We start from the raw sequence: 13,178 nt of genomic DNA on the forward strand, positions 1-13,178 counted from the left end.
GGCTGGCCGATCGTTGTACCGCACTCGGTCGCCCGGCGCTTCGTCGGTCAATGTCCGGAAAGCACACCCGTTTTGGGGTGAGTGTGGTACGGCAGAACCGGAGGACGCGCAACGTGGCGCAGTCCACAGCGGACCGTTGCGGATCAAGGTGTCGCGACGGCGGAACGCCGGAGACAATGCCACCGAATGGCTTTGTCGCCTTTTCCGGGCGGGTCGTTCGTGCCGCTGGACACGGACGCTCGTTCTTCATTGCGGGGCGGTCGGTGCGCCGTTCCGGGTGAGCTGGACGTAGAGGCACTAACCGATGGGCGAGGGGTACGCATGACCGACACCGGCCAGGTCCCGGGCGAGGGGCTGCCGGAGAACGCAGGCATGGTGGAACAGCCGGGCGTTCCCGAGCACGCGGCGTACACCACCTACCTCTCCGAGACCCCCGCCGAGGACGAAGACCTCCTGCTGCCGGGCGCCCAGAGCGCCTGGGGCAACGAAGTGGCGCCCCCCGCGCCCGAGCCGGTCGTCGAGGCCGTGCACGAGCCGGACCCGCACGAGACGGGCGGCCGTGACAGCGGCTCCGTCGACCTGACCGGCGTCCGTCTGCCGAACCCGGCCGCGTCGGCGGCGCGCCGTCCGCTGCACCTCGGCCCGCCGATCCCCGACGCCTCCGCGAGCCCGGTCCGCTCCCTGGCCGACCGCGGCCCCGCGGGCGCGCCCGTGCGCCAGCCCGGCCCCCCGACCTCCGGCCCCGAGTACCTGGACGTGCCGCGCGCCCGCGAGATGCCGGCCCAGCAGGCCGCCCCGCAGGGCGCCATGCCCCAGGGTGCGGCGCCGTGGGGTGCCCCTGCGGCCGCTCCCGCCCCGGCCCCGGTGCCCGCGGCGGCCCCGGCTGCGGAAACGGTTGGCCCGGTTCCGCATCCCGCCACCGAGCCGGTGGACGCGGCCCAGGCCACGATGGCCCGCCTCACGACCCAGGCGGTGGCCGCTACGACGCCCGCGGGTGAGGCCGTGGCCGTGTCGGAGCCGGTCGGGCCCGATGGTTCGCAGGAGCCGGCCGCGGTGCCGGTCGCCTCTGAGCCCGAGGTACCCGTGCAGGGCGTCGCCGAGGCCGGAGAGGGCGTTGTGGGCGAGCCCGTTGCCGAGCCGGTTGCCGCTGTTCCTGCTGCGGTTCCTTCGGAGCCCGCCCAGGAAGACGCCCAGGTCGCGCAGGCGCCTGTCGCCGACTCGGTCGAGCCGCAGGCGGGGGAGGTCGTTGTCGAACCTGCTCAGCCGCAGGTCGTGGAGGCCGCTGCCGAGCCTGTCGTGGATGCCCCTGTCGCCGCGCCGGTCGCGCCGCAGGTCGTCGAGGCTGTGGCGGTCGCGGAGGCGGTGGAGGCCGTGGAGGCCGTTGCCGTGGCCCCGGCTCAGCCGGTCGCGCCCGTCGCGGATGCCGCTCCTGCCGTGCCGGTCGCTCCGCAGGCCGAGGAGGCCGCTGCTGTGGCTCCCGCCGTGGAGGCGCCGCAGGTCGTGGACGCCGCCCCTGCCGAGGCCGCTCAGCCGCAGGTCGTGGACGTCGTAGCCGTGGCCCCTGACCAGGTGACGCCCCAGCCGGCAGAGGCCCCGGCCCCCGCCGACCTCGCTGAGTCGACCCAGGAGCCCGCGGACGCTCCCGTCCAGGAACCGACCCCGGACGCGCAGCCCGCGGCCGAGGTCACCCCCGACCAGGCCCCGCAGGCGCAGCAGCCGCCCGCGGAGGCGCAGCCGGTGCCGAAGGCGCAGCCGGTCCCGGACGCCCAGCCGGTCGCGGACGGCAACCCCATCCCGGACGCCCACTCCATGCCTGACGCGCAGCCGATCCCCGACGCGCAGCCGATCCCCGACGAGCCCCCGGCCCCGACCGCCCCGGCGCCCACGGCCGAACAGCCGACCCCGGACGCCCAGCCCGCCCAGTCGGAGCAGGCCCCGCAGCCGGAACAGCCCGCCGCGCCCGAGCAGCTCCCGCAGCCGGAGCCGACCGCCACCACCGAGCAGCCCCCGCAGCCTGAGCACCTCACCCCGGCCCCGCACCCCACGGCCGAGCCCGCGCCCGCGGCCGAGGTCACCCCAGCAGCCGAGGCCATCCCCGAGGCCGAGCCTGCGCTCGCGGCCGAGCCCACCCCCGCAGCGGAGCCCGCCCTCGCGGCCGAGCCCACCCCCGTCCCCGCCCAGGCCGCCGCCCACATCCCGGACCCCGCGGCCCAGATCCCGGACGGCCCCCACCCCGCCGAGCCGCCCACGGCCCACCCGGCGGACGTACACCCAGGGGACGTAGCCCCCCAGCCGGAAGCCCTCGCAGGCCCGCAGTCGATCACCCAGCCGAGCCCGGCCCCGCACCCAGCCCCGGCCGTGGCGCAGCCCGTCCACCCCGCCCACCCCGTCGGAGACGAAGGCACCCTGCCCACCGGCGCGGTCGACGTGCCCCCGCTGGGCGAGTTCGTGCCGGTGGAGGGCGCCCCCGTACCGACGGCCCCGCACCTCGCTCCGACCCCGCCGCACCCCATCGCCGTACCGGCACAGCGGGAGGCGGCGCCGGAGACGGACGGCGACGTGGAACTCGTACAGCAGGCGGACGACCTGGAGACCCGGGTCGCCGAACAGGAAGACCGGCACGACCAGCAGGTCCAGGAAACAGAGGGCACGGCCGCGGTGGCAGAAGCACGACAGTCCGCGGGCCCGGCCGCGCCCGCCTACGACGACGCCGAGCGCGCGGCCGTACTGAAGGTCATGCGCGAGCGCCGGGACATCCGCAACGGCTTCCGCAGCGACCCCATCCCGCACGAGGTGCTGCTGCGCGTCCTGGAGGCGGCCCACCACGCGCCGTCCGTGGGGCACTCCCAGCCGTGGGACTTCGTGGTCATCCGGTCGGCCGACACCCGCCGGGCCATGCACGAACTGGCGATGCGCCAGCGCGAGGCGTACGCCAAGTCGCTGCCGAAGGGCCGGGCGAAGCAGTTCAAGGAACTGAAGATCGAGGCGATCCTCGACACCCCGGTGAACATCGTCGTCACCGCCGACCCGACCCGCGGCGGCCGCCACACCCTCGGCCGGCACACCCAGCCGCAGATGGCGCCGTACTCGGCCGCCCTCGCGGTGGAGAACCTGTGGCTCGCCGCCCGCGCGGAGGGCCTCGGCGTCGGCTGGGTCAGCTTCTTCGACGAGCGCGAGATGGTCCGCGCCCTCGGCCTGCCCGAGCATCTGGAGGTCATCGCCTACCTGTGCGTCGGGTACGTCGACGAGTTCCCGGACGAGCCCGAGCTGATGCAGGCCGGCTGGTCCAAGCGCCGCCCGCTGTCGTGGGTCGTGCACGAGGAGACGTACGGCCGCCGCGCCCTGCCCGGCGAGGAGCCGCACGACCTGCTCGCCGAGACCGTCGCGCAGATCCGGCCGCTGGACGCCAAGGCGCTCGGCGAGGCCTGGGAGCGGCAGAAGCGCATGACCAAGCCGGCCGGCGCGCTCGGCATGCTGGAGATCATCTCCGCGCAGCTCAGCGGCCTGTCCCGGCAGTGCCCGCCGCCGATCCCGGAGCCCGCGGCCGTCGCGATCTTCGCCGGTGACCACGGCGTGCACGCCCAGGGCGTCACCCCCTGGCCGCAGGAGGTCACCGCCCAGATGGTCGCCAACTTCCTGGGCGGCGGAGCGGTCTGCAACGCCTTCGCCAACCAGGTCGGCGCCGAGGTCTGCGTCATCGACGTCGGCGTGGCCGGCGACCTGCCCTCCACCCCGGGTCTGCTGCCCCGCAAGATCCGCGCCGGTACGTCCGACATGACCACGGGCCCCGCGATGACCCGCGAGGAGGCCAAGCAGGCCATCGAGGTCGGCATCGAGACGGCCCGCGACCTGGTGGCGGCCGGCAACAAGGCCCTGCTGACGGGCGAGATGGGCATCGCGAACACCACCGCGTCCGCCGCCCTGATCTCGGTGTTCACGGGCACCGACCCGGCCGAGGTGACGGGCCGCGGCACCGGCATCAACGACGAGACCCTCGCCCGCAAGACCGAGGTCGTCCGCCGGGCCATCGAGGTGCACCAGCCCGACCCGGCCGACCCGATCGGCGTCCTCGCGGCGATCGGCGGCTTCGAGCACGCCGCGATCGTCGGTCTCCTGCTGGGTGGCGCGTCCCTGCGGACGCCGGTGATCCTGGACGGCGTCAGCGCCGGTGCGGCCGCGCTGGTGGCCCGCGCCATCGCCCCCGAGGTGCTGGCCGCCTGCATCGCCGGCCACCGCAGCGCCGAGCCCGGCCATGTCGCCGCGCTCAACAAGCTCGGCCTGCGCCCCCTGGTCGACCTCGACCTCCGCCTCGGCGAGGGCACCGGCGCCCTTCTCGCCCTCCCGCTGGTCCAGAGCACGGCCCGCGCGATGCACGAGGTGGCGACGTTCGACTCGGCGGGCGTCACCGAGAAGTAGGCGCCCCAGGCGTCATCGGCGGGGTCGGTCCGCTGTTCAGTCAGCGGACCGACCCTGCCGTGTGCCTCTCCCGCAGCTTAAAATCCGCACGTCAGGGCCGCTCCGAAGCCGTAGCGCCCACCGCACGCCCCGTCGAGGAGCCGCCCCTCATGGCCGAAAACCCCGCCTACCCGGTAGGCCTCCGCCTCACCGGCCGCAAGGTCGTCGTCCTCGGCGGCGGCCAGGTCGCCCAGCGCCGCCTCCCCGCCCTCATCGCGGCCGGCGCCGACATCCACCTCGTGTCCCCGCAGGCCACCCCCTCGGTCGAGGCCATGGCGGACGCCGGCGAGATCACCTGGCAGCGGCGGCCGTACGAGGACGGCGACCTGGCCGACGCCTGGTACGCCCTGATCGCCACCAGCGACACGGACGCCAACGCCCGTGCCTCCGCCGAGGCCGAGCGGCACCGCGTGTGGTGCGTGCGCTCCGACGACGCCGACGCGGCCACGGCCTGGACCCCGGCGACCGGCACCAGCGAGGGCGTCACCGTCGCGATCCTCACCACCGACACCAGGTCCCGCGACCCGCGCCACACCGCCGCCATCCGCGACGCGGTCGTCGAGGGCCTGCGCGACGGCACCCTGGTCGCCCCGCACCACCGCACCCGCACCCCGGGCGTCGCCCTGGTCGGCGGCGGCCCCGGCGACCCGGACCTGATCACCGTGCGCGGCCGCCGTCTGCTCGCCGAGGCCGACGTCGTCATCGCCGACCGCCTCGGCCCGCGCGACCTGCTCGCGGAACTCCCCCCGCACGTCGAGGTCATCGACGCCGCGAAGATCCCGTACGGCCGCTTCATGGCCCAGGAGGCCATCAACAACGCCCTCATCGAGCACGCCAAGCAGGGCAAGTCCGTCGTACGGCTGAAGGGCGGCGACCCCTACGTGTTCGGCCGGGGCATGGAGGAGCTGCACGCCCTCGCCGAGGCCGGCATCCCCTGCACGGTCGTCCCGGGCATCTCCAGCTCGATCTCCGTCCCGGGCGCGGCCGGCATCCCGGTCACCCACCGGGGCGTGGCCCACGAGTTCACCGTCGTCAGCGGCCACGTGGCCCCCGACGACGAGCGCTCGCTGGTCGACTGGCCGTCGCTCGCGAGGCTCACGGGTACGCTCGTGGTCCTCATGGGCGTCGACAAGATCGGCAAGATCGCCGAGACCCTCGTCGCCCACGGCAAGTCGCCCGACACCCCGGTCGCCCTGGTCCAGGAGGGCACGACGGCCGCGCAGCGCCGGGTCGACGCCACCCTCGCCACGGTCGCCGAGACCGTCCGCGCCGAGGACGTGAAGCCCCCGGCGGTGATCGTCATCGGCGAGGTCGTCAAGGTCGGCCCGGCGACCTCGGCGTAACCCGAGGTAACCCAACCCGTTGGCACCGCACGTACGACAAGGCAGTATCACCCTGTGGCCGATCTCATCACCGTTGAGGACCCCGACGACCCGCGCCTGCGCGACTACACGGGCCTGACCGACGTCGAGCTGCGCCGCAGGCGCGAGCCGGCCGAGGGCCTGTTCATCGCGGAGGGCGAGAAGGTCATCCGCCGGGCCAAGGACGCCGGGTACGAGATGCGCTCGATGCTGCTGTCGGCGAAGTGGGTCGACGTCATGCGCGACGTCATCGACGAGCTCCCGGCCCCCGTGTACGCGGTCAGCCCGGAGCTCGCCGAGCGGGTCACCGGCTATCACGTCCACCGCGGCGCCCTTGCCTCCATGCAGCGCAAGCCGCTCCCGGACGCCACCGAACTCCTGCGCACCGCACGCCGCGTGGTCGTCATGGAGTCGGTCAACGACCACACCAACATCGGCGCCATCTTCCGCTCCGCGGCCGCCCTCGGCATGGACGCGGTCCTGCTGTCCCCGGACTGCGCCGACCCGCTGTACCGCCGCAGCGTCAAGGTCTCCATGGGCGCCGTCTTCTCCGTGCCCTACGCCCGTCTCGACACCTGGCCCAAGGGCCTGGACTCGGTCCGGGAGGCAGGCTTCAACCTGCTCGCCCTCACGCCCGACGAAAAGGCCAAGAGCCTCGACGAGGCCGCGCCGCACAGGATGGACCGGGTCGCCCTGATGCTGGGCGCCGAGGGCGACGGCCTGTCCCGTCAGGCCCTGGTCGCGGCGGACGAATGGGTCCGCATCCCCATGGCCCACGGCGTCGACTCGCTCAATGTGGGCGCGGCGGCAGCGGTCGCCTTCTACGCGGTGGCGACGGGCCGCCCGGGAGCGTAGCGGCTACTCGGGCCGGGACATCTCCAGCGTCGACTCGTACCGCTGCGACATCGTCGCGCTCTTGTCCAGCGGTGTGTACGACGGCTGCACCGACTGCCCCTGACGCTCGCGCGTCCCGCTTCCACCAGGGGTGCCGAGCCCGCTCGCCGAGCCCTGGCAGCCCTGCACCACGGCGATGCCGAGGGCCACCAGCAGCGTGACCACGACGAACACGAACAGCCGCTGGCGCAGCAGGCGCGGGTTGGCCGGGCGCAGCTTGGTGCCCGTGGCCCGGGGCGCCGGACGGCCACCACGCGGCGCGGGCCGGCTGCCGGTGCCGCCGCGCGTCGAGCCCCGGGTGGCGGGGGTGTTGCGGGGGACCGGCGTGGGCCGGGTCTGGCCGGAGCGAGGGGCCGTACCGCCGCGCGAGGCACTGCCGCCCCGGGACGGGGTCGCCCCGCGCGCGGGGGCGGAGCCCCGGGCGGGCCGGGGCTCGGGCGTGGGCCCCTGCGGCCGCGGCCTGCGCTGCTGGGCACGCTGCTGCTCGGGGTAGGTGTCCGCGAGCCGCCCGGTGGGCCGGTCCGGCTCGGGCGTGCGCGGCGCGGGCGGCCGCCCGTCGAGCAGGACCTGCGCCTCGCGGGCCGCGATCTCCTTCAGCCGCAACGACAGGTCGAGGGTGCTGGGCCGCTCCTCGGGGTCCTTCGCCAGGCAGGCCCGCACGAGCGGCGCCAGCGCGTCGGGGACGCCGTGCAGCTGGGGCTCCTCGTGCACCACGCGGTACAGCATCACCTCCGAACTGCCGTGTCCGAAGGGGGAGTCGCCGGTGCAGGCGTAAGCGAGAGTGGCACCCAGCGAGAAGACGTCGGTGGCGGGCGTGACCGCGGCGCCGCGCACCTGCTCGGGCGCGAGGAAGCCGGGGGAGCCGACGGCCGTGCCGACGTGGGTGAGGGTGGAGGCCCCGGTCGCCCAGGCGATGCCGAAGTCGATGATCCGCGGCCCCTTGGGGGACAGCAGGATGTTGGACGGCTTGAGGTCCCGGTGCACCACACCGGCCTCATGGACGGCGACGAGCCCCTCGGACAGCGCGGCCCCGACCGCGGCGACGTCCGCCGCGCACAGCGAGCCCTCCTCGGCGACCTTGTCGTGCAGGGAGGGGCCGGGCACGTACTGCGTGGCGAACCACGGCCGGTCGGCCTCCAGATCGGCCGCGACCAGCCGGGCCGTGCACCCGCCCCGGATGCGCCGCGCGGCGGAGACCTCGCGCGCGAACCGCGATCGGAACTCCTGGTCCTCCGCCAGATCGGGCCGGATCACCTTCAGTGCGACCCGCTGCCCCTTGCGGTCGGAGCCCAGATAGACGACCCCCATACCGCCCGCGCCGAGCCGCCGGTGCAGCTTGAACGAGCCGACGACGCGCGGGTCCTCGCGCCTCAGGCGCATCATCGCCATGTTCATCCCCGCTGCCCGGTCCGTCTGACGTGGCACAGCTTACGTTTCCGCGGCCGTGTGCGCGCAGAGGCCGCGCCCTCTCGATTCGACGGATTGCCGGTGCCGGCCGGGAGACTTGAGCGAGGGTCAGGGCCCACGAGGACCGGGCGCCCGGAAGCCGCCCCCGATCCCAACGGCCCGCCGGGAAAAGGGGATTGGACCAAGGCGGGCGGAGCCGGCGGAGAGGGGCCCGGCCGCCGTCGGCCGACCCTGTACGGACCCGGTACGGACGTAAAGGAAGAGCACCAGCCAGGCGCCGGTGACGGAAGTGAGGCACGTCACCCCGGGGGCTCGGAGGGCCCGGCAATCCGGACAGACGGGGCGTCCCCTCCGGGAAGACCCCGAGACCCGGGAGCGCGTCTCCACCCAGGGGAGTACACACCGGTGAGGAGCTCATCCTCCGGGAGGCCCGGCAATCGGTACGAGGGCATGACGCCCGCCGCCCGCCACGCGCCTAGATTTGAGGTCAAGCGGCGGGCGCAGCACTCGTCCCCCGAGGTCGGACGCCCGCCGCTTGCCAACGACAACTGAGATCGGTCAGGAGAGGGACCATGGCCTTCACGGCACCGCGGACAGCGCTCCGCAGTCAGGGACGCAGGGCGTACGCCGCCTTCCACCCGCGCCGTACCGGGCGCCGCCATCCGCTGGTGGCCACGGCCATGGCCCTTCCTCTGGCGGCCCTGCTCCTGCTCGTCTTCGACGGCTGGGAGACGGTGGCCACACAGGCGTCGTCCGTGGGCGTGATGCTGGGGCGCTGAGCGGCGACCCCAGGCCCGGAAGAGCGGTCCGGGCGGGGACATCCACCCATAACCCCGTGGGGACGGGGGTGCGGCGGACGGCAAAATGCCGGCGCAGCTGGGGAGCTGCGCCGGCATTGCTTTTCCCTCCGGCAGTGCCCTGCTGTGTCCCCCGACGGCGCCGACCACTCCCGGGTCGTCGCCACGAAGGTCGGCGAGGCGGCCGCGAAGGAGCCGAACCTGCGGGCCGCCGACCTGGCCCCGGTGACCGCGCGCTCGCGTGATGTCCGCCGACGACGACCTGATGACCGTGGCTCACGCCGCCGTAGTGCCCTCACGCGCCGCCCTCGCGTACGCTCGCGGCCGGAGCGACCCCGGGGGAGATGTGACCGCAGACCTGTTGTCCGAGCTGGCCGCGAAGGCCCGCGGCGCGGCCCACCCCCGCGCCGAGAGCTGCGCCTGCGGGGCGAGCGTCACGCTCGCCGACCGCCCCGACGCCACCGTCGTACGCCATGCCGGCACCGTCGCGAAGGCCCACGCCCCCGGCACCACCGCCGCCGACCTCGCCCCTCGCGTCGCCGTGGCCGCCGCGCTGCCCGGTCCGCTCCTGCCGCCGCTCTCCCCGATGCCGGCCGCGCTGCACGGCCGGCTGGTGACCTTCTGGCCGTACGGCGACCCCGTGGACCCCGACGATCCGGACGCCGCGCCCTGGGAGGCGGCCGCGGCCCTGCTCGCCGTGCTGCACCGCTCTCCCGCCCCCGCGGGGCTGCCGCCGATGCGGGGCCCGGCCAAGGCGGCACGCGCGGTGACCCGGCTCCGCGACGGCGCCCCGGAGCACCCGGCCGCCGGCCCTGTCCTGCGCGCCTGGGACGCCCTCCCCGCCTGGGCCCGCGACGAGGGACCGATGCCGGACACCACGACCCTGTGCCACGGCGACCTCCACCTCGGCCAGCTGGTGCGCCACCCCGCCCCCGACGGCCCCTGGCGGCTCATCGACGTGGACGACCTCGGCACGGGCGTTCCCGCCTGGGACCTGGCCCGCCCGGCCGCCTGGTACGCCTGCGGTCTGCTGCCGCCCGAGGAGTGGACCCGGTTCCTCACGGCCTACCGCGAGGCCGGCGGCCTCGCCGTCCCCGCGGACGGCGACCCATGGCCCGCCCTGGACGTCCCGGCGCGCGCCCTGACCGTGCAGACGGCGGCCCTGGCCATCACCAAGGCCGTCGCGGCGGACCGCGACCTGGACGAGGTGGAGCAGGCGCTGATCGACGCCTGTGCGCGCATGTGTTCCGTATCACCGCAGTTGACGACGAGTTTCGCGAAGTAGCGTGCAACCGGCGACGCGACGACGGAGTCTGTGCTGGAGATAGACGAAGTCCTGGATCTTCACGAAGCAGGACCGACCGGCGAGGAGTTGAGCCGACCATGCAGTGTCCGAAGTGCCACGGCGCGATGCACACCTACAACCGCAACGGTGTCCAGATCGAGCAGTGCTCCAACTGCCGCGGGATCTTCCTCGACTACGGCGAGCTCGAGGCGCTGACCCGGCTGGAGGCCCAGTGGACCCAGCCCGCCCCGCCCGCACCGCCCGTCGCCCCGGCCCCTCCGCAGGCCTACCCCGCCCCGCCGGCCCCCGCCTGGGGCGCCCAGCACGGCGGCGGCCACTACGGCGGCCACCACCGCAACAAGAGCTTCGGCCGCATGCTCTTCTCCAGCTGAGCCGCGGACCACGAAGAAGCCCCCCGGTCGCAGGACCGGGGGGCTTCGGTGTGTGGACGATACTGGGATTGAACCAGTGACCTCTTCCGTGTCAGGGAAGCGCTCTCCCGCTGAGCTAATCGTCCTCGGGACCCTGGACCCGCAGGTCAGGGGCACTGCGTGCGCGATACTGGGATTGAACCAGTGACCTCTTCCGTGTCAGGGAAGCGCTCTCCCGCTGAGCTAATCGCGCGGGGTGATCTTTCGAGAAGATCATAAGGCCTTCGAGAAGACCCAGTGGACGATACTGGGATTGAACCAGTGACCTCTTCCGTGTCAGGGAAGCGCTCTCCCGCTGAGCTAATCGTCCTTGGAGGTGGAGACGGGATTTGAACCCGTGTAGACGGCTTTGCAGGCCGTTGCCTCGCCTCTCGGCCACTCCACCAGGAGTGTAGGGGATCGGGAAACCCCCTTCTTCCTTCGAGCGGACGACGAGGCTCGAACTCGCGACCTCAACCTTGGCAAGGTTGCGCTCTACCAACTGAGCTACGTCCGCTTGTCGTTTCGGTCCGCTTCCGCGTCCCGGCGACGTGTTGAACTCTAGCGGATTCCCCGGCCAGTACAAAAACGCGTTTGCGCAGCGTGCTGCGGTGCACCCGGCCACCAGCCCCCGCGGACCGGCCCGCAGGTCACGCCGGGGTCACCCACAGGACACCCGCCCTAGACTCGACACCGTGCTCGACCTCGCTCCTCTGGCCCGTTTCGGCGACCGCGTCGCCACCGGCCTCCTCGACGTCACCGACGACCCCGAGGCACTCGACTCCGCCGGCTTCTGGGCCGTCGTCGCGGACTTCGAGGGCCGGCTGACCTGCGCCCGCTTCGCCGACGTACGCGAGGAGCCCGTGCCCGCGCCCGTGCCGGGCGCCTGGCGGGGACCGGCGGCCGACGACTGGACGTCGTCCCTCGACCGGGCCGGGTACACGGCGGGCGTACGCCGCGTCCGCGAGCACATCGCGCGCGGCGAGGTCTACCAGGCCAACCTCTGCCGCGTGCTGTCCGCGCCCGTCGCCCCGGACGCGGACGTGGACGCGCTGACCGCCCTGCTCTCCCGCGGCAACCCGGCACCGTACGCAGGAACGATCCGGCTGCCAGAGCACGGCGTGGAGACGGCCACCGCCTCCCCGGAGCTGTTCCTGCGCCGGGCGGGACGGACCGTGGAGTCCGGGCCGATCAAGGGCACCGGACGCACCGAGGCGGACCTCCTGGAGAAGGACTACGCCGAGAACGTCATGATCGTGGACCTGGTCCGCAACGACATCGGGCGCGTGTGCGCCACCGGCACTGTGACGGTCCCCGACCTGTGCGTCGTGGAGAAGCACCCGGGTCTGGTCCACCTCGTCTCCACCGTGCGCGGCGAGCTGCGCGACGACGCCGGCTGGCCGGAGCTGCTGGCCGCCGCCTTCCCACCCGGCTCGGTCACCGGCGCACCCAAGTCGAGCGCTCTGCGGATCATCGAGGCACTGGAGACCGCCCCCCGCGGCCCCTACTGCGGCGGCATCGGCTGGGTCGACGCCGACCGCGGCACGGCCGAGCTGGCCGTCGGCATCCGCACCTTCTGGATCGACCGGTCCGCCGGAATGCTGCGCTTCGGCACCGGCGCCGGCATCACCTGGGGCTCCGACCCCGAGGGGGAGTGGCGGGAGACCGAACTGAAGGCGTCCCGGCTGCTCGCGATAGCGTCGGGCACGTACGAGGTGAGCGGAGAGGGGCTCTAGATAGTGAAGATCTGGCTGGACGGCGGGCTGCAGGACATCGAGTCCGCCCGCGTATCCGTCTTCGACCACGGGCTGACCGTCGGCGACGGCATCTTCGAGACGATGAAGGTGACCGAGGGCCGTACCTTCGCCCTGACCCGGCACCTCGCCCGGCTCACCCGCTCCGCCCGCGGCCTCGGCCTGCCCGACCCCGACCTCGACGAGGTGCGCCGCGCCTGCGCCGCCGTCATCGAGGCCAACCCGATGCCGCTCGGCCGGCTCCGCGTCACCTACACCGGCGGCCACGGCCCCCTCGGCTCCGACCGCGGCGAGCACGGCCCCACCCTGGTCGTGGCCCTCGGCGAGACCACCCGCCGCCCCGACACCACCGCCGCGATCACCGTGCCCTGGACCCGCAACGAACGCGGCGCGCTCACCGGCCTGAAGACCACCTCGTACGCCGAGAACGTCGTCGCCCTCGCCCGCGCCCACGAGCACGGCGCCTCCGAGGCGCTGTTCGCCAACACCGTCGGACAGCTCTGCGAGGGCACCGGCTCCAACGTCTTCGTCGTCCTGGACGGCGAGATCCACACCCCGCCGCTCGCCTCCGGCTGCCTCGCCGGCATCACCCGCGAACTGGCCGTGGAGTGGACCGGCGCCAAGGAGACCGACCTCCCGCTGGACGTCCTGGAACGGGCCGACGAGGTCTTCCTCACCTCCACCCTCCGCGACATCCAGGCCGTGCACCGCGTCGACGACCGCGAACTGCCCGGCACGCCCGGCCCGGTGACGGCCAAGGCCATGCGGATCTTCGACGAGCGCGCGGGCGACGACCTCGACCCGTAGAGCTGGTG

Annotated in this window: 9 protein-coding genes and 5 tRNA genes; 8 read left to right on the forward strand and 6 right to left on the reverse strand. The window is 74.2% G+C overall.

Going from position 1 to position 13,178, the window contains the following annotated elements:
- Positions 1 to 321 precede the first annotated feature (321 nt).
- The 3 genes from cobT to RKD23_RS30880 all read left to right on the forward strand — a co-directional run bounded on the left by cobT (position 322) and on the right by RKD23_RS30880 (position 6,671).
- Positions 322 to 4,416, forward strand: coding sequence for a nicotinate-nucleotide--dimethylbenzimidazole phosphoribosyltransferase (gene cobT / locus RKD23_RS30870; protein ID WP_424856673.1), 4,095 nt, complete (start codon positions 322 to 324; stop codon positions 4,414 to 4,416).
- Positions 4,417 to 4,565: 149 nt separating this feature from the next.
- Positions 4,566 to 5,798 carry a uroporphyrinogen-III C-methyltransferase gene (gene cobA / locus RKD23_RS30875; RefSeq protein WP_424856674.1) on the forward strand — a complete coding sequence of 411 codons (1,233 nt, stop codon included), beginning with the start codon at positions 4,566 to 4,568 and terminating at the stop codon, positions 5,796 to 5,798.
- 54 nt (positions 5,799 to 5,852) lie between these two features.
- Positions 5,853 to 6,671, forward strand: a complete 819-nt coding sequence (locus RKD23_RS30880; protein WP_424856675.1) for a TrmH family RNA methyltransferase — start codon at positions 5,853 to 5,855, stop codon at positions 6,669 to 6,671.
- A gap of 3 nt (positions 6,672 to 6,674) precedes the next feature.
- On the opposite strand, the gene RKD23_RS30885 is transcribed toward RKD23_RS30880, so the two are convergent.
- On the reverse strand, positions 6,675 to 8,105 hold the full coding sequence (locus RKD23_RS30885; RefSeq protein WP_424858377.1) for a protein kinase domain-containing protein: 1,431 nt from the start codon (positions 8,103 to 8,105) through the stop codon (positions 6,675 to 6,677).
- A gap of 584 nt (positions 8,106 to 8,689) precedes the next feature.
- Between RKD23_RS30885 and RKD23_RS30890 the strand changes: the two genes are divergently transcribed.
- The 3 genes from RKD23_RS30890 (at position 8,690) to RKD23_RS30900 (ending at position 10,591) form a co-directional block, all read left to right on the forward strand.
- Entirely contained in the window at positions 8,690 to 8,896 is a 207-nt protein-coding gene (locus RKD23_RS30890; protein WP_404043027.1) for a hypothetical protein, read from the forward strand.
- 364 nt (positions 8,897 to 9,260) lie between these two features.
- On the forward strand, positions 9,261 to 10,199 hold the full coding sequence (locus RKD23_RS30895) for a phosphotransferase family protein (protein ID WP_424856676.1): 939 nt from the start codon (positions 9,261 to 9,263) through the stop codon (positions 10,197 to 10,199).
- Between the two features lie 98 nt (positions 10,200 to 10,297).
- Complete coding sequence (locus RKD23_RS30900) at positions 10,298 to 10,591, forward strand: zf-TFIIB domain-containing protein (protein WP_424856677.1); 294 nt, start codon at positions 10,298 to 10,300, stop codon at positions 10,589 to 10,591.
- A 53-nt stretch (positions 10,592 to 10,644) separates the two neighbouring features.
- On the opposite strand, the gene RKD23_RS30905 is transcribed toward RKD23_RS30900, so the two are convergent.
- From RKD23_RS30905 to RKD23_RS30925, 5 genes are all read right to left on the reverse strand, one after another.
- Positions 10,645 to 10,716: transfer RNA gene (locus RKD23_RS30905), tRNA-Val, on the reverse strand.
- A 35-nt stretch (positions 10,717 to 10,751) separates the two neighbouring features.
- A tRNA-Val gene (locus RKD23_RS30910) sits at positions 10,752 to 10,823 on the reverse strand.
- A 45-nt stretch (positions 10,824 to 10,868) separates the two neighbouring features.
- Positions 10,869 to 10,940: transfer RNA gene (locus RKD23_RS30915), tRNA-Val, on the reverse strand.
- A gap of 1 nt (position 10,941) precedes the next feature.
- Positions 10,942 to 11,015 (reverse strand) — tRNA-Cys (locus RKD23_RS30920).
- Between the two features lie 38 nt (positions 11,016 to 11,053).
- A tRNA-Gly gene (locus tag RKD23_RS30925) sits at positions 11,054 to 11,126 on the reverse strand.
- Positions 11,127 to 11,304: 178 nt separating this feature from the next.
- Here RKD23_RS30925 and RKD23_RS30930 point away from each other — a divergent pair.
- The gene (locus tag RKD23_RS30930) at positions 11,305 to 12,345 is read left to right on the forward strand and encodes a chorismate-binding protein (protein WP_424856678.1); all 1,041 of its coding nucleotides are present in this window, start codon (positions 11,305 to 11,307) and stop codon (positions 12,343 to 12,345) included.
- A gap of 3 nt (positions 12,346 to 12,348) precedes the next feature.
- The gene (locus RKD23_RS30935; protein ID WP_424856679.1) at positions 12,349 to 13,170 is read left to right on the forward strand and encodes an aminotransferase class IV; all 822 of its coding nucleotides are present in this window, start codon (positions 12,349 to 12,351) and stop codon (positions 13,168 to 13,170) included.
- Positions 13,171 to 13,178 lie beyond the last annotated feature (8 nt).

It is taken from the genome of Streptomyces sp. SAI-170 (assembly GCF_049739565.1).
Lineage (GTDB): Bacteria > Actinomycetota > Actinomycetes > Streptomycetales > Streptomycetaceae > Streptomyces.